General features: G+C 71.2%; 16 protein-coding genes. 2 read left to right on the top strand and 14 right to left on the bottom strand.

Annotated features, from left to right (window positions below):
- Positions 1 to 30: 30 nt before the first annotated feature.
- Genes tatC through ACA361_RS39850 form a run of 5 tightly spaced genes read right to left on the bottom strand, consistent with a single transcriptional unit; the run spans position 31 to position 3,641 of the window.
- A complete protein-coding gene (tatC, locus tag ACA361_RS39870; protein ID WP_375020338.1) occupies positions 31 to 948 on the bottom strand; it encodes a twin-arginine translocase subunit TatC in 918 nt (305 codons plus the stop codon).
- A gap of 52 nt (positions 949 to 1,000) precedes the next feature.
- The gene (gene tatA, locus ACA361_RS39865; protein ID WP_375020337.1) at positions 1,001 to 1,360 is read right to left on the bottom strand and encodes a Sec-independent protein translocase subunit TatA; all 360 of its coding nucleotides are present in this window, start codon (positions 1,358 to 1,360) and stop codon (positions 1,001 to 1,003) included.
- Between the two features lie 27 nt (positions 1,361 to 1,387).
- The gene (locus ACA361_RS39860) at positions 1,388 to 1,609 is read right to left on the bottom strand and encodes a hypothetical protein (protein WP_375020336.1); all 222 of its coding nucleotides are present in this window, start codon (positions 1,607 to 1,609) and stop codon (positions 1,388 to 1,390) included.
- 23 nt (positions 1,610 to 1,632) lie between these two features.
- Positions 1,633 to 2,622 (bottom strand): helix-turn-helix transcriptional regulator, encoded by a 990-nt coding sequence (locus ACA361_RS39855; protein WP_375020335.1) that lies wholly within the window; start codon positions 2,620 to 2,622, stop codon positions 1,633 to 1,635.
- Positions 2,619 to 3,641 carry a helix-turn-helix transcriptional regulator gene (locus tag ACA361_RS39850; RefSeq protein WP_375020334.1) on the bottom strand — a complete coding sequence of 341 codons (1,023 nt, stop codon included), beginning with the start codon at positions 3,639 to 3,641 and terminating at the stop codon, positions 2,619 to 2,621. The genes ACA361_RS39855 and ACA361_RS39850 overlap by 4 nt, the downstream gene beginning before the upstream one ends.
- A 104-nt stretch (positions 3,642 to 3,745) precedes the next feature.
- Between ACA361_RS39850 and ACA361_RS39845 the strand changes: the two genes are divergently transcribed.
- Positions 3,746 to 4,825, top strand: coding sequence for a DUF3866 family protein (locus ACA361_RS39845; protein ID WP_375020333.1), 1,080 nt, complete (start codon positions 3,746 to 3,748; stop codon positions 4,823 to 4,825).
- Positions 4,826 to 4,904: 79 nt separating this feature from the next.
- Here the strand turns inward: ACA361_RS39845 and ACA361_RS39840 are convergent, their stop codons facing one another.
- The 6 genes from ACA361_RS39840 to prcB form a co-directional block, all read right to left on the bottom strand.
- Positions 4,905 to 5,396: a DUF3291 domain-containing protein gene (locus ACA361_RS39840; protein ID WP_375020332.1), complete on the bottom strand. Its 492-nt coding sequence runs from the start codon at positions 5,394 to 5,396 to the stop codon at positions 4,905 to 4,907.
- A 33-nt stretch (positions 5,397 to 5,429) separates the two neighbouring features.
- Positions 5,430 to 6,110: a helix-turn-helix transcriptional regulator gene (locus ACA361_RS39835; protein WP_375020331.1), complete on the bottom strand. Its 681-nt coding sequence runs from the start codon at positions 6,108 to 6,110 to the stop codon at positions 5,430 to 5,432.
- A gap of 67 nt (positions 6,111 to 6,177) precedes the next feature.
- Entirely contained in the window at positions 6,178 to 7,119 is a 942-nt protein-coding gene (locus ACA361_RS39830; protein WP_375020330.1) for an FKBP-type peptidyl-prolyl cis-trans isomerase, read from the bottom strand.
- Positions 7,120 to 7,304: 185 nt separating this feature from the next.
- Positions 7,305 to 8,663, bottom strand: a complete 1,359-nt coding sequence (pafA, locus tag ACA361_RS39825) for a Pup--protein ligase (RefSeq protein WP_375020329.1) — start codon at positions 8,661 to 8,663, stop codon at positions 7,305 to 7,307.
- Positions 8,664 to 8,951: 288 nt separating this feature from the next.
- Positions 8,952 to 9,707, bottom strand: coding sequence for a proteasome subunit alpha (gene prcA, locus ACA361_RS39820; protein WP_375020402.1), 756 nt, complete (start codon positions 9,705 to 9,707; stop codon positions 8,952 to 8,954).
- Positions 9,708 to 9,728: 21 nt separating this feature from the next.
- A complete protein-coding gene (gene prcB / locus ACA361_RS39815) occupies positions 9,729 to 10,604 on the bottom strand; it encodes a proteasome subunit beta (protein WP_375020328.1) in 876 nt (291 codons plus the stop codon).
- Between the two features lie 137 nt (positions 10,605 to 10,741).
- On the opposite strand from prcB, the gene ACA361_RS39810 reads away from it, so the two are divergent.
- A complete protein-coding gene (locus tag ACA361_RS39810; RefSeq protein ID WP_375020327.1) occupies positions 10,742 to 12,187 on the top strand; it encodes a hypothetical protein in 1,446 nt (481 codons plus the stop codon).
- Between the two features lie 24 nt (positions 12,188 to 12,211).
- Here ACA361_RS39810 and ACA361_RS39805 read toward each other — a convergent pair whose 3' ends face one another.
- From ACA361_RS39805 to dop, 3 genes are all read right to left on the bottom strand, one after another.
- The gene (locus ACA361_RS39805; RefSeq protein WP_375020326.1) at positions 12,212 to 13,408 is read right to left on the bottom strand and encodes an endonuclease VII domain-containing protein; all 1,197 of its coding nucleotides are present in this window, start codon (positions 13,406 to 13,408) and stop codon (positions 12,212 to 12,214) included.
- A gap of 130 nt (positions 13,409 to 13,538) precedes the next feature.
- On the bottom strand, positions 13,539 to 13,751 hold the full coding sequence (locus tag ACA361_RS39800; RefSeq protein ID WP_375020325.1) for a ubiquitin-like protein Pup: 213 nt from the start codon (positions 13,749 to 13,751) through the stop codon (positions 13,539 to 13,541).
- A 151-nt stretch (positions 13,752 to 13,902) separates the two neighbouring features.
- Positions 13,903 to 15,420: a depupylase/deamidase Dop gene (gene dop, locus ACA361_RS39795; RefSeq protein ID WP_375020324.1), complete on the bottom strand. Its 1,518-nt coding sequence runs from the start codon at positions 15,418 to 15,420 to the stop codon at positions 13,903 to 13,905.
- Between the last annotated feature and the right edge of the window lie 122 nt (positions 15,421 to 15,542).

Raw genomic sequence — 15,542 nt, 5'->3', positions numbered from 1 at the left:
TTTCGACCGGCCCGATTCCCAATTCGGGCCCTACTGCTTCTCGAGCCGGCCGTCCTTCTCGGCATCCAGGACGGACCCGGCGCCGTCGCCCCGCATGCCCTTCTCCAGTTCGGCGTCGATGCTCTCCAGGTCGAGCGGGGACGCCTCGTCGTCGGACAGGCCGGCGTACGGGTCGGGGCGGCGGGCGCGGCGCCGGTCGTTCAGGAACGCCAGGAACGCGGCGACCTCGAACAGCAGCACCGTCGGCAGCGCCAGCGCCAGCATGGTGAACGGGTCGGCGCTGGGGGTGGCGACGGCCGCGAAGACGAAGATCCCGAAGATGATCATCCGCTGCGCCTTGCGGATGCGGGCCGAGCTGAGCACCCCGGCCAGGTTCAGGATGACCACGAACAGCGGCAGCTCGAACGTCAGCCCGAACACCAGCAGCATCGCCAGCACGTAGCCGAGGTAGTGGTCGACGGTGATCAGCGCGGCCACGTCGTCGGGCACGAACCCCAGGAAGATCGACAGGCCCTTGTCGACGGTGACGTAGGCCAGCGCGGTGCCGACGAAGAACAGCGGGATCGCCACGCCCATGAACAGGTACGTCCAGCGGCGCTCCTTGCGGTACAGGCCGGGCGCGACGAACGCCCACAGCTGGAACAGCCAGACCGGTGAGGAGATCACCAGCCCCAGGATGAACGCGATCTTCAGCCGCAGGAAGAACGAGGAGAAGATCCCGTTGACCACCAGGGAGCACTTCCCGTTGAGGTCCTTGGACGCCGGCAGGGCGCAGTAGGGCTCCTTGAGGAAGTCCCACACCGGCGAGAAGAAGATCCAGCCGATGACGGTGCCGACCAGCAGCGCCAGCAGCGCCTTGATCAGCCGGTTGCGCAGCTCGCGCAGGTGGTCCATGAGGGGCATGCGGCCCTCGGGATCGGCGGCCTGACGCGTCGTGAGCTTCTTCATGGGCACTCTGGGGTCTGGGGGCCGGTCCGTTCGTGGCGGGGGCGGGACGGGGTCAGGAGGTCTTGCGGGTGCGGTAGTCCGAGACCGGCACGCCCTCGATGGCCTCACCGGACGGCAGGGCGCCCTGGCGGCGCGGCTCCTGGGCACCGGCCTCGCTCTCCAGGCGGGCAGCCTCCTCGCGCAGGCGGGCGGCGCGCTCGCGGGCGTCGCCCGCGGGAGCCTGCGCCTGGGCCGGGGCGGCGGTGTCGGCGTCCTCGTCCTTGTCGTCCTCGCGCAGGCCCTTGGTCTCGGCCTTAAGGATCCGGGCCGACTTGCCCAGCGAGCGGGCCAGCTGCGGCAGCTTGGCCGATCCGAAGATCAGCAGCACGGCCACAAGGATGATGAGCAGCTCGGGGGTCCCGATGTTCGGCATGGAGAGTCCTCTTCAGCAGCGTGGTACTTACGACGATCGTACGCCGTCGTCCGGCTCCTGCGCCTCATGGGCTTCCTGCAGGTTTCGGAGTTCATCGCGCAGCGCGGAATGTTGGGGGCCGAGTCTCCGCCTGGCCCGCTCCAGTTCACGCCCCAGGCGCCGCACGCCGAGGTAGACCCGGAACGAGCACACCGCGAGGACGGCCAGGCCGAGAAGGCCCAGCACCACCGACACCCCAGCCCACGCCACGCCCGCCACGGTAGCCGAAAACCTCAAACCGTGTCGTACTGCGCGAGGGCGCGCGCGGCGTCGGCGCGGACGGCGCCGGCCAGGTCGGCGGGGGCGGTGATGCGGCCCTGGTCGCCGAGCCGCATCGCCAGCCCGCGCACCCAGCGGGTGTCGGGGGTGCGCAGCACGATCCGCAGCCGCCCCTCCCCCAGCTCCTCGACGCTCTCGCACGGGTAGTAGTCGGCGACCCAGCGGCCCTGCGGGGTCAGCTCCAGCGTCGCCCGCACGTCGTCGGGCGAGGGCCGGAACAGCCCGGCGTCGACGTCGCGGGGCTCGGCGCCGGCGGGCACCTCGGCGGGCGTGTCGAGGACGGTGAGGCCGCTGACGCGGTCGAGCCGGAACAGCCGGACCGCCTCGGCGCGGCGGCACCAGCCCTCCAGGTAGGTGTTGCCCTCCACCACCAGCAGCCGCATCGGGTCCACGTCCCGCTCGGTGTTCTCGTCGCGGGCGGGCACGTAGTACGACAGGTGGACGCGCCGGCCGGCGCCGATCGCGCCGCGCAGCAGCCCGAGCGTCTCGCCGCGCGCGTCGACCTCCACGGCCACCTGGCTGCTGACCGCGGCGGCCGCGCCGGCCGCCGCCTCCAGCTTGGCGATCACCCGGCTGAGCGCGTCGCGGTCCTGCAGGTCGGGGATCCCCGCCAGCATCCGCAGCGCCACCAGCAGCGCGCTGGCCTCGTCCACCTTCAGCCGCAGCGGCCGGGCGATCGACTCGGCCTCGGTCACGATGATCTCGCCGCCCTCGTAGGACAGGTCGATCGGGCAGTACGGGTCGGGCGCCCGCAGCTCCACGCACCACAGCAGGTTCAGGTCGTCGATCAGCTGCTTCTCGGTCACCCCGAACGCGGCGGCGGCCTCCTCCAGCGCCACCGAGTCGCGGCTGATCACGTACGGCACCAGGGCCAGCAGCCGGCCCAGCCGGTCGGTGGAGGTGGTGGAGGCGCCCTTGCCCTTGCCGGCCGCCGTGGTGTTCATGTCGCCGCCTTGTCCATGTCGCCGTCGCCGGCGCGGCCCTCGTCGGGGGCCGCCGCCAGGATCGCCTTGAGCTGCTGGATGACCGCCTCCCGCAGGTCGGGCGGGTCGAGGACCACCACGTCGTCGGCGAACCGGGCCAGGTACGGCGCGAACCGGTCGACGTCGCGGAAAGTCAGCGTCGCCTCGTCCCAGCCGTCCCAGCCGCCCTCCCCGGACGGGCGGACGTCGCGGGCCCAGCGCCGCAGCCCCTGCGCGGCGCCGGTCCGCAGCCGCACGGCGGCCGGGCGCGGCTCGGTGACCGGGTCGCCCATGTCGAAGGCGAGGCGCCGCACGTCCACGCCAGCGGGCACGGTCACCGTGCCGGGCGGGCCGTCGGGGCGCACCTCGCCGATGATGCGGCTGAGCCGGAACACGCGGGTCTGGCCGCGGTCGCGGTCGTGGCCGACGACGTACCAGCGGCCGCGGCGGCTGACCACGCCCCACGGCTCCAGATGCCGGCGGGCCGCGGAGGTGCGGCCCACGCCCTGGTACCCGAAGGTCACCGGACGGCCGTCGCGGACCGCCTCCCACAGCGCGGGGAACGACGGGTCCTCGGTGCCGACGCGCGGCTCGATGCCCACCGCGGTGGTGGCGTCGGTCTCCACCCCGGCGGCGCGCAGCTTCAGCAGCGCCCCGGAGGCGGCGTCGGCCATGCTGGCGCGCTGCCACACCCGGGCGGCCAGGCCCAGCACCGCGGCCTCGTCCGGGGTGAGGTGCAGGTCGGGCAGCTCGTACGCCTGCGGCGGGATCCGGTAGCCGATCTCCTCACCGCCGCCGCCCTGCTGGTCGCTGCCCACCTCCAGCGGGACGCCCAGCTCGCGCAGCTCCTCCTTGTCGCGCTCGAACATCCGCTTGAACGCCTCGTCGGAGTCGGGGTAGCCCGGCACCGCCCGCCTGATCTGCTCGGCCGTCAGGTAGCGCCGCGTGGCCAGCAGGCACACCACCAGGTTGAGCAGGCGCTCGGTCTTGCGCCGCGACACTTCGCCACCACCTCTCCGTCGGCGAACCCTTGCTGTAAGGCGACCCGCGCCACCGAACGCCGTCCATCCCACCCTGCCCGGCGCCTGGACGCTACCGTTTCCTGGTGATCCGATGGCGTAAAGGCACCGTGGAAAGCGTCCGCCGGGAGTGGCCGGGGGCGGTCGAACTGGACGTCACGATCGGGGGCGACGGGGCGCACCGGGCCCTGGCGTACCCCGCGCTCGTGGGGCGGCCCGAGCCGGGCGACACCGTCCTGCTCAACACTACGGCCTTGGCGATGGGACTGGGGACGGGCGGCTACGCGATGGTCGTCGCGATCCCCGACCGGCTGCCGCCCGACCCGGCCGGCCCCGGCCACCTGGTGAAGGCCCGCTACACGCCGCTGCAGGCGACGGTGCTGGGCGCCGACGAGCAGGACTCCCCCCACCACGCGCTGCTGCGCGACGCCGACTCCCTGGACGGGACGCCGGTGGTCGTCGCCGACCTGCACTCGGCGCTGCCGCCGATCCTGGCGGGGCTGCTGGCCGCGCGGCCGGGCACCCGGGTGGTGTACGTCATGCCGGACGGCGGGGCGCTGCCGTCCTGGTTCTCGATGTCGGTCGCCCGGCTGAAGGACGCGGGGGCGCTGGCCGCCACCGTCACGGCCGGCCAGGCGTTCGGCGGCGACCTGGAGGCGGTGACCGTCCACACCGGGATGCTGGCGGCGCGGCTGGTACTGGACGCCGAGGTGATCGTCCTCGCGCAGGGCCCGGGCAACCTCGGCACCGGAACGAAGTGGGGCTTCTCGGGCGTGTCGGCCGGCGAGGCGATCAACGCGGCGGCCGTCCTGTCCGGCCGGCCCGTCGGCTCCCTGCGGGTCAGCGAGGGCGACCGGCGGGAGCGGCACATCGGCGTCTCCCACCACAGCCTCACCGCCTACGGGCGGGTCGCGCTGGCCCGCGCGCAGATCCCGGTGCCCGAGCTGGGCGGCGAGTTCGGCGCCCGGGTGGCGGGCGAGGCCGCCGCGCTCGGCGACCGGCACGAGCTCGTCCCGGTCGCCGTGCACGGGCTGCGCGACGAGCTCGCGGCGGCGGAGAAGGAGTGGGGCGTGCGGCTGTCGACGATGGGCCGCCGCCTGGACGAGGACCTCCCCTACTTCCTCACCGCGGCCGCCGCCGGCCGCCACACCGCCACCCTGCTGTAGCGCCGCGCCCGTCCCGGCCGAGGGGCCGAGAGGCCGAGACCGCCCGGCCGGGACGGGGCGCGGTCAGGACGGGACGCGGTCAGGAGGGGACGAGGGCGCCGTCGGGGCTGTAGGTCTCGCGGAAGGTGAACGCGCGCGGCGACGGGCCCTCGGCGCGCAGCAGCGCGAGCCGTTCCATGCCCTCCGCCACGGTCGGGACGTGCCCGGCCGGGATCCACCACATCACCAGGTGCGCCTCGACGTGCCGCCGGAACCACTCGCGGCGGCGGCGCAGCACCTCCAGGTGGGCGCTGCGGTACACGTAGTCCCACAGCGCCTCCCGGCTCTCCCACACCGAGAAGTTGATGATCACGTCGGGGCCGGCCGGGCGCAGGCCGGTCGCGTCGGCCTCCCCCTCCTCCACCAGCCGCCACACGAATCCGGGCGCGGCGTCGGCCAGCGCGTTGACCGGGTCCAGGAGCGCGCTGAACTCCGCCATCCGGGGGTCGTCGAGGGGGTGCTTCATCGTGCCCACGTTGAACTGGGCGAGGTGGTGGGCGGGCGCCGGGGGCGCCGGAGAAGTGGAAGGCATGGTGCTCACCCCACCACGCGTCCCGCTTCTATGTCAATCTTCATTGTTTTTAGAAGGCTCGACCACCGTGCAGCACCACCCGGGCCGCGCGTCGATCCGCACCCGGACACCCTCGGCACCTTCCAGAAGCCCCTCCAGAAGCGCCAGGTTCATCCCGCACACCAGCGGCGGGAAGCGCTCCGACAGGGCGTCGAACGGGCAGTTGCGCATGCGCAGCACCGCACCGTCCGCGTGCGGTTCGTACCCGCGCCGCTCCAGCAGCCGGGCGACGTCCCCCAGATCTCCCGGAGCCCCCGGATCACCCGAGGCGCCGCACGGCGGCTCCCCGCCGCGCAGCGCCCGCCCCTGCCGCCGGGCCGCGGCCCGCAGCTCCTCGTCCAGCCCGGCCGCCTCCGCGGTCTCGGCCAGCAGCTCGGCGGCCGTCCGGTAGTCGCGCGGCGGCAGCGACACCGCCCGCTCCCCCGGCGCGCGGCGGTACAGCTTCGCCGGCCGCCCCGCCCCCGGGCCCGACCGGCCCGTCAGCCGCCGGCTCACCGTCTCCAGCAGCCCCGCCTCGACCAGCTTGTCCAGATGGAACGCCGCCAGCGTGCGCTGGACGCCCGCCGCCTCGGCGGCCTCGTTCCGGCTCACCTCGTGGCCCTGGGCCCCCACATACGCGTACAGCCGCCGCCGCAGCGGATCCTGCAGAACGGCGATCGCCTCGATGTCCTCCACCGGGCCATTCTAAGAACAACCAGCCTGCCCTATAGAACGGCCGGACGGAACAGCGGGACTCCCCGGCTCAGTGCGCGCCGAGGACGTCGACGACGAACACCAGCGTGTCCGTCCCCTTGATCCCCGCCTGCGGCAGGCCCTTCGCCCCGTACCCGAGCGCCGGCGGCACCACCAGCAGCAGCCGGCTCCCGACCCGCTGCCCCACCAGCGCCTGGTCCCAGCCCTTCATGACCTGACCGGTACCGATCGTCGCGGCGTACGGGCGGCCCGACTTGTACGACGAGTCGAACGCCTTCCCGTCCCGCCAGAACACGCCCACGTACTGCAGCGCCAGCAGCTGCCCCTTGCGGATCTCCGCGCCGCCGCCCTGCACCAGGGTCCGGACCTCCAGCCGCCCCGGCGCGGCCGTCCTCGGCACCGTCACCGCGGGCGCCCCGCCCGGCCCGGCCGCACCGACCTTCGGCAGCCGCGGATCGTTCAGCGGCCGGCTCGCGCCCTTGGCCGCCGCCGCCTTCGCGTACACCGCGCGCACGTCCAGCACGTACACCAGCGTGTCACCGGCACCCACCTGGTGCTGCGTCGCGCCCTTGTCGCCGTACCCGTCCTTCGGCGGGATCCTGGCCACCACCCGGCTGCCCGCCTTCGCCCCCTGCAGCGCCTTGTCCAGCCCCGGCACCAGCCGCCCGGTCGGGAACGCCCCCGGCTTGCCCGAGTTGTAGCTGCTGGCCAGCAGCTTGCTGCCGTCCTTGCTCCACCGGTAGCCCACGTAGTCGGCCACCACCAGGTCGCCCTTGGCCGCCGCCGCGCCCTTCCCCTCGTGGACCGTCTCCACCGCCAGGCCCTCACCCGGAGCCTCCTTGGGGAACGACACGTCCGGGCGGGAACCGAAGTCGCCCTTCACCGCCACCCCGACATCGTCCGACCACAGCGAACACCCGCCCGCCAGCAGCAGCGGAACGGCCAGCACGGCGGCCGCGGGCAGCACGGAGAGTCGACGGCTCAGGCTCATTCGCGTCCTTCGGGGGGTGCGCGTCCTTCGGGGAGTGAACGTCCGAGCGCACACCCTACCCGGAACTACCGGCCGGTAGCCCCCGACTCACCGGGCACATCACCAAAACGGTCACGCGGCGGCCCCGGAGCGTCACCACCGCCCCGGAACCGCCGCACGACCTCTCCGCCCACGCTCCCCCGGCCTCACATACCGGAGATCAGCTTGTCCACGCGCTCGTCCACCGAACGGAACGGGTCCTTGCACAGCACCGTCCGCTGCGCCTGGTCGTTCAACTTCAGATGCACCCAGTCGACCGTGAAGTCACGCCGCTTCTCCTGCGCCCGCCGGATGAACTCGCCCCGCAGCCGCGCCCGCGTCGTCTGCGGCGGGACCGACTTCGCCTCGAAGATCGCCAGATCCTTCGCCACCCGCTCCACCGACCCCCGCTTCTCCAGCAGGTAGTACAGCCCGCGGCTGCGATGCACATCGTGGTACGCCAGATCCAGCTGCGCCACCCGCGGCGACGACAGCGGCAGATCGTACTTCCGCCGGTACCGCTCGATCAGCTTGTACTTCGTCACCCAGTCGATCTCGCGCGACACCAGATCCAGATCACCGGTCTCGACCGCGCGCAGCGCCCGCTCCCACAGATCCAGCACCCGCATCGTGACCTCGTCGCCGCCGCGCCGGTCCACGAAGTCCTTCGCCTTCCCGAAGTACTCCTTCTGGATCTCCAGCGAGCTGGCCTCCCGGCCGTTCGCCAGCCGCACCTTCCGCCGCCCGGTCATGTCATGGCTGACCTCCCGGATCGCCCGGATCGGGTTCTCCAGCGTCAGATCGCGCATCACCACCCCGGCCTCGATCATCCGCAGCACCAGATCGGTCGCCCCGACCTTCAGCAGCATCGTGGTCTCGCTCATGTTCGAGTCACCCACGATCACGTGCAGCCGCCGGAACCGCTCCGCGTCCGCGTGCGGCTCGTCCCGCGTGTTGATGATCGGCCGGGACCGCGTCGTCGCCGACGAGACCCCCTCCCAGATGTGCTCCGCCCGCTGCGACACGCAGTACACCGCGCCGCGCGGCGTCTGCAGCACCTTGCCCGCACCGCAGATGATCTGCCGCGTCACCAGGTACGGGATCAGCACGTCGGCCAGCCGCCCGAACTCCCCGTGCCGCCCCACCAGATAGTTCTCGTGGCACCCGTAGGAGTTGCCGGCCGAATCGGTGTTGTTCTTGAACAGGTAGATGTCCCCGGCGATGCCCTCCTCGCGCAGCCGCCGCTCGGCGTCCACCAGCAGCCCCTCGAGGATCCGCTCGCCGGCCTTGTCGTGCGTCACCAGGTCCACCACGCTGTCGCACTCCGGCGTGGCGTACTCCGGATGGCTTCCCACGTCCAGGTAGAGCCGCGCGCCGTTGCGCAGGAAGACGTTGCTGCTCCGGCCCCACGACACCACCCGGCGGAACAGGTAGCGGGCCACCTCGTCGGGTGACAACCGCCGCTGCCCGCGGAAGGTACAGGTGACGCCGTACTCGTTCTCAAGCCCGAAAATGCGCCTGTCCACACCGCGAGCCTATGCGCCCGGACACCGTCTTGGCAGTCTCTGGTGCCCCTGGTTTCCATGGAACGCGGGAGACGGACATCCGGCGCCGCGGAACGTGTACGCGCACACCACCCGCTGCCTTTACGTTGTAGATCAATGCGTGAAGGGGCCCGCCGGCACGGCAGACCCCTTCACACCAACGTCACGAACTCCGCGTACGCCGCGCACTCGCGTACCCCGAGTACCCGCGTACTTCGTGAACCTCGCGAACGCCCGCGGCACCGGACACCGGCCCGCCCTAGGCGACGCTCACCCGTCCTCGTCCGACGAAGCCGACCCCTCCGACGCACCAGAGGCACCCGCCGAGCCGGCGCCCCCGTCCTCCGCCTCGTTCAGCAGCCGCCCGATCCGCTCCGCCGTCAGCGCCTTGAACAGCCGATGCTCCCGATTCCGGTCCAGCACCGCCACCTCCAGCGACTTCGCCTCCAGATGCCGGTCCGCGTCCTGCGCCTCCAGCGCACGCACCGCCACCCGCAGCGCCTCCGCCAGCGGCATCCCCTCCCGGTACCGGTCCTTCAGCACCTGCGCCACCGCATCGGCCTGACCGCCCATGGCCACATAGCCGTGCTCATCGGCCACCGAACCATCGAACGTCAGCCGGTAGATCTGATCCGTCTCCGCGTCGTCACCCACCTCCGCGACGACCAGCTCCACCTCGTACGGCTTGTTCGTCTCCGTGAAGATCGTCCCCAGCGACTGCGCGTACACGTTCGCCAGCCCCCGCGCCGTCACATCACGACGGTCGTACTGGTAACCGTTCACATCCGCGTACCGGACACCGCCCAGCCGCAGATTCTCGAACTCGTTGTACTTCCCCACCGCCGCGAACGCGATCCGGTCATAGATCTCACTGATCTTGTGCAGCGCACGCGACGGATTGTCCGCCACGAACAGGATGCCGTCGTCGTACTGCAGCACCACGACACTACGGCCACGCGCGATCCCCTTACGCGCATAGTCCGCCTTGTCCTTCATCTGCTGTTCGGGCGACACATAGAACGGCATGGACACCGGTCTCGATCCCTTCTATCGCAGCGGGGCGGTCGGACCGCCCGGCGAGTCGTTACGTCCGTCGACCACGGCCTGGGCCAGCGCGCCCACCTCGTCCTCGCCGAGCCTCCGGTAACCATCGGCGTCCACCACCGCCACCAACGGGAAGATCCGGCGCACCAGATCCGGCCCGCCCGTCGCCGAATCGTCATCGGCCGCGTCGTACAGCGCCTGCACGCACACCAGCGCCGCATCCTCCGCCGACAGATCCGCACGGAACAGCTTCTTCAGCGCACCCCGCGCGAACACCGAACCCGAACCGATCGAATGGAACTCGCGCTCCTCGTACCGGCCGCCCGCCGGATCGTACGAGAAGATCCGCCCCTCACCGCGCTCCTCGTCGAAGCCCGCGAACAGCGGCACCACCGCCAGCCCCTGCATCGCCATGCCCAGATTCCCGCGCACCAGCGTCGCCAGCCGATTCGCCTTGCCCTCCACCGAGAGCGTCCGCCCCTCCCGCTTCTCGTAATGCTCCAGCTCCACCTGGAACAACCGGATCAGCTCCATCCCGATCCCGGCCGTACCGGCCATCGCGATCGCCGAGAACTCGTCCGCCCGGAACACCTTCTCGATGTCCCGCGACGCGATCACGTTCCCCGCCGTCGCCCGCCGGTCACCCGCCATCACCACGCCGCCCGGGAACGTCACCGCAACGATCGTCGTGGCATGGGGAATGTCGTGCTCCGAGAACCCCGACGGACCCGCCGGCAACGACCGCCGCCCCGGCAGCGACTGCGGACTGTAAGCCCCAAGGAACTCCGTGAACGACGACGTATCGGGGCTCGCGAACAGCCCCGGCAGCCGCCCGGTGTGTCGATCGTGGGACGCCACGCGACTCCTTCCCTCCACCATGGCACCGGCGGCCCCACCACAGGACCACCGGCGCTGACCACTCAGACCCTACTGTTCAACGAGCGCCCGGCGCATGCCACGTGATCCGCACGCCCTCCGCCCACGGCGAACCCACCACCGCCCACTACGATGACGGCGTGGTGTTGGGACCCCCTGGCCAGCCGGGCTGGCCGAGCCCCCTCGGGCAACCGACATGGCCGAGCGCGCCCGGCCAACCCGGCTGGCCGCCGCGCCGCCCCTCGTACCGCGCACCCGTCACCGAAGAGGACATCGTCCTCCCCGACGGCGCCGACCCCTTCACCACCGCCGAACACGAAACCCACGCCGCCGTCACCGCCCCCTGGTGGCCCGCCGCCACCCCGCTCCAACGCCGCCAGGCCCTCCAACCCCGCCTCCTCACCCTCCCCGACCACAGCTGGTGGCTCTACGCCGCCTGGCGCCGCTGGTACCGCTGGCACCCCGCCGACGGCCGCTGGTTCCCCTCCCCGCCACCACAGGCCGCCCACCTACGCCAGAACGCCGCCCCCGGCCCCACCCCACCCCCCATCCCCGCCGAGATCCTCCCCACCGGCGCCGACTACCTCACCGACTACGGCCCACCCCTCGCCATGGTCGGCAAACCCCTATCCGGCGCCCTCACCTACCGCCTCCGCTCCGTCCTCTCCGAAGCCGCCCACGCACCACCCGCCGACTACCCCCTCGGCCTCAGCCACTTCCTCCACGGCACCCCCAGCACCATCGCCGCCACCTGGAGCACCCTCCTCTGGTGCGCCGCCGTCCCCCTCTTCGACCCCGAACTCGGCCTCCTCGACCTCTGGGAACCCCACCTCGCCCCCGCCCCCGCCACCCCCGCCGACCACGGCCGCCTCCGCTGGCTCCCGCCCCCACCCCTCCACACCCTCATCGGCCTCTACGCCGAACGCCTCCGCGCCGGCCGCGCCGACGCCGCCGCCCAACTCATCCGCTGCATGGTCATGACGGCCCAGGCCCTCCGCGACGACACCCGCTTCCGCGTCCGCGCCTCCGCCCTGCTCTCCATGATCGAACCCCTCCAGGCCAACCCCGCCCTCGACCACCGCGCACTCCCCTACGGCGACCACGTCCTCGAACGCGAATGGCGCCGCCGCTGCCCCGCACCCCTCTTCGCCAGCCTCTTCGCCGACTCAGCCCCCGGCGAAGCCCTCCAGCTCGCCTTCTACGACCTCGCCACCGCCCTCACCCCGGCCTGCGGCGACCCCGAAGACCAGACCACCTACACCGAACCCCGCCACGCCGCCACGGCCCTCCTCGCCGCCGACATCGCCGCCTACCGCCCCGACCTCGCCACCCCCGTCGGCCGCTGGCTCGACCCCGAACTCCGCGCCCTGCTCACCGAGATCCTCGACGACGAGACCCACTACCTGCGCGAACTCTGGCCCACCCCCACCAGCGACGACCCCGACACCACCCTCAGAATCCTCGGCGCCGCCGCCGGCCTCGGCTTCGCCTGGTGCCGCCTGGCAGGAGGAATCCCCATACCGCCCGCCGGCCTCCCCGTCGCCAACGCCCACGCCGCCCACCTGGACGCACTCAACGACGCATGACCGGGCCGTCCAGGGCGGCCTTCCTCAGCGCGACACCGCCGCCGCCACCAGCCTCGGAAACACCGCCTGCGCACCAGGCATCAACACTTCCCGACGGCACCGGGTGGAGAGGCTCACCGCGAACCTCAGACCGGGCTGCTCCTCCATGCGCCCCTCCCACTCCAGGAGAAGACGCCGATGCGCGCCATCGGCCGCCCTGTACGGCTCCCAGCCGTCCACGGGAACCGTCGCGGGATCGACGTCCGGCCACGTGAACGAGAACCGCACGCCGCCGTCCGCCGCGGGCAGCCGCATGATCAGCCTGCCCTGCACGTAGTCCGCCGCCCGGCGCAGCGACACCGGATCGTCATCCAGCTGCCCCATCCCCGTGTTGCAGCCACCACAGAGGACGCCACGGACCGCACCAGTCACATGATCGTGATCGACGTGCTCAGCCGCGCGATCGCGGCAGATCGCGCAGTAACCACGCTGCACCCGCTTGAGATTCTCGACCTCCGCCTCGCCGAGTCCGTACCGCTCCCGCAAGTGGTCATCGCGTGCGGTGCCCTGCCGAGGCAGCCGCCGCACGAGTCGACGCGCATGACCGTCGATGACCACCACCCCCAGTTCGAGCATCATCGCCCGCGAATGGGAACTGCGCCCTTCCAGGTAGTCGGCGGACTCCCGCATTCGCCATGGATCGTCGTCGTACTGTCCGAGCGCACCATTACACCGGAAACACAACAGTGCACGGAAAAGGCCCGTCATGTGGTCGTGGTCCACATGCTTGGCGGCGGCCCGGAGACAGATCACGCAGACGCCGCTCTGGCTGCGCAGTTGTGCGTCGACTTCGTCGGCGGTGACGCCGTACCGAAGTTTGAGCAGGTAGTTGCGCTCACTGCCGTGGTTGCGCCGCTTGTTCTCAGCCACCACGATCGTCCAGCACGGCTTGCAATAGCTGCCGAGCCCGGACCTGCCCGCCCGGTTACGCCCGAACTCCGATACCGCTTTGGTCTCTTGACAGCGGGGGCAATATTTCATGCCCTCCGGAACGGCCGACCATCTTCGGTAGGGCCGCATGACTCTTCCCTGTGCCGCCGCACGCTTGCGGCCGCTGGCCGCATTCCGGAGGCCGAAGCACTCCTTGCAGTACAGCGCCAACCCGTCCTCGGAAGCTTTGCGCTTCCAGAACTCGGCAGCGGGTTTGACCTGGCCGCAGTCGCGGCATTCTTTTCCTTCCACAGGCCAAACCCTACTGCCCCCACCCACCGCCTCGCACAGAGTTTCGAATTCTCCGGGCCGACCATCAAGAAAATGGCCGCAAAATCCGAATTATTCGATTTTCTCCTGTCCGTTTTATGTAGACATATGCCTACTGGCCCCCTTTTTGGACGAAACCGCGCACGAATTCCTCTGCGTTCTCTTCGAGAACTTCGTCGATTTCGTCCAGAATTGCATCGACATCGTCCGAGAGCTTTTCCTGGCGCTCCTGGACTTCCTCATCGGGTGCGGCCTGGGTCTCCTCGACCTCTTCGGTACGCCGCGGGGCCTGCTTCTGACCGCCCGAGTTGTCCTTCGTGGCCATGCTTACCTCCCACTTCGCCGGTCCCCCAAGCCTATCTCCGATCACCGACGTCGAGTGGATTTGGCTGCCTCGACGGCGCGGGGGCCTGCTGGGGTTATCGCCGTTCCGCGAAGCTGTGAAACGGGCAAAGTGGTCACGAACGTGCGGCGGGTCAGCCTTGTCCGGTGAGCGTCTGGACGAGTTCGGCCGCCGTGCGGCAGCGGTCCAGGAGGCCGCCCACGTGCTGCTTGGTGCCGCGCAGAGGTTCGAGCGTGGGGACGCGCTGGAGGGACTCGCGGCCCGGGACGTCGAAGATGACGGAGTCCCAGGAGGCGGCGGCGACGGATTCGGCGTACTGCCGCAGGCAGCGGCCGCGGAAGTAGGCGCGGGTGTCCTCCGGAGGGTCCTCGATGGCCGCCTGGACCTCGTCCTCGGTGGCGATGCGCTCGATGCGGTCGCGGGTGACCAGGCGGTTGTAGAGGCCCTTCTCGGGGCGGATGTCGGTGTACTGGAGGTCGACGAGCTGGAGGCGGGGGTGGGACCAGTCGAGGCCGTCGCGTTCGCGGTAGCTCTCGAGGAGGGAGAGTTTGGCGACCCAGTCGAGTTCGCGGGAGAGCTGCATGGGGTCGTCGCCGAGGCGGTGGAGGACGGATTCCCAGCGGTCGAGGACGTCCTTGGTCATCTCGTCGACGTCGGCGCCGAAGCGGTCTTCGACGTATTTGCGGGACTGTTCGAGGTACTCCATCTGGAGTTGGACGGCGGTCATCTTGCGGCCGTCGCGGAGGGTGAGGAGGTGTTTGCAGGCGGGGTCGTGGGAGACGGCGCGGAGGGCGGCGACGGGCATGTCGACGGAGAGGTCGGTGGTGAGGAAGCCGTCTTCGATCATGGCGAGGACGAGTGAGGTGGTGCCGAGCTTGAGGTAGGTGGAGACCTCGCTCATGTTGGCGTCGCCGATGATGACGTGGAGGCGGCGGTATTTCTCGGGGTCGGCGTGGGGTTCGTCGCGGGTGTTGATGATGGGGCGTTTGAGGGTGGTCTCGAGGCCGACCTCGACTTCGAAGAAGTCGGCGCGCTGGCTGATCTGGAAGCCGTCGCCGCGGCCGTCGACGCCGATGCCGACGCGGCCGGCGCCGGTGACGACCTGGCGGGAGACGAAGAAGGGGGTGAGGTGGCGGACGATGTCGGCGAAGGGCGTTTCGCGCTTCATGAGGTAGTTCTCATGGCAGCCGTAGGAGGCGCCCTTGTTGTCGGTGTTGTTCTTGTAGAGCTGGATGGGGTGGGTGCCGGGGACCATGGCGGCGCGGCGGATGGCGTCGGCCATGACGCGTTCGCCTGCCTTGTCCCAGATGACGGCGTCCCGGGGGTTGGTGCATTCGGGTGCGGAGTATTCGGGGTGGGCGTGGTCGACGTAGAGGCGTGCGCCGTTGGTGAGGATGACGTTGGCGAGGCCGAGGTCCTCGTCGGTGAGCTGGCTGGGGTCGGCGACCTCGCGGGCGAGGTCGAAGCCGCGGGCGTCGCGGAGGGGGTTCTCCTCCTCGAAGTCCCAGCGGGCTCTTCTGGCCCGTGCGGCCGATGCCGCGAGGTAGGCGTTGACGACCTGTGAGGAGGTCACCATCGCGTTGGCCCCTGGCTGTCCCGGTACGGAGATGCCGTACTCGGTCTCGATGCCCATCACCCGCCGAACACTCATATCGTCGAGCCTATCGGGGGCGCGGGGGTGGAGCCATGGGGCTCCCGGTGGTGGGGGCCGGGTGTTTCGCCCGTGGTTGCGTTTCGCGGGCGGTGGGGGGTGTGGTGGAAGCGGGGGGGGGG

Origin of the sequence: Actinomadura sp. 21ATH (assembly GCF_041951345.1) — a bacterium.
In the GTDB taxonomy this organism is placed as follows: domain Bacteria; phylum Actinomycetota; class Actinomycetes; order Streptosporangiales; family Streptosporangiaceae; genus Spirillospora.
Note: the sequence above shows the minus strand (reverse complement) of the source record. Positions and strands in the feature narration are given on the sequence as shown.

What these genes read in the sequence shown, in the direction of transcription:
- ACA361_RS39855 (WP_375020335.1), bottom strand. Translation starts at nt 2,622, where the DNA reads ATGAACACCACGGCGGCCGGCAAGGGCAAGGGCGCCTCCACCACCTCC.
- ACA361_RS39830 (WP_375020330.1), bottom strand. Translation starts at nt 7,119, where the DNA reads ATGAGCCTGAGCCGTCGACTCTCCGTGCTGCCCGCGGCCGCCGTGCTG.
- prcB (WP_375020328.1), bottom strand. Translation starts at nt 10,604, where the DNA reads ATGGTGGAGGGAAGGAGTCGCGTGGCGTCCCACGATCGACACACCGGG.
- ACA361_RS39800 (WP_375020325.1), bottom strand. Translation starts at nt 13,751, where the DNA reads ATGGCCACGAAGGACAACTCGGGCGGTCAGAAGCAGGCCCCGCGGCGT.
- ACA361_RS39840 (WP_375020332.1), bottom strand. Translation starts at nt 5,396, where the DNA reads ATGCCTTCCACTTCTCCGGCGCCCCCGGCGCCCGCCCACCACCTCGCC.
- tatC (WP_375020338.1), bottom strand. Translation starts at nt 948, where the DNA reads ATGAAGAAGCTCACGACGCGTCAGGCCGCCGATCCCGAGGGCCGCATG.
- prcA (WP_375020402.1), bottom strand. Translation starts at nt 9,707, where the DNA reads ATGCCGTTCTATGTGTCGCCCGAACAGCAGATGAAGGACAAGGCGGAC.
- tatA (WP_375020337.1), bottom strand. Translation starts at nt 1,360, where the DNA reads ATGCCGAACATCGGGACCCCCGAGCTGCTCATCATCCTTGTGGCCGTG.
- dop (WP_375020324.1), bottom strand. Translation starts at nt 15,420, where the DNA reads ATGAGTGTTCGGCGGGTGATGGGCATCGAGACCGAGTACGGCATCTCC.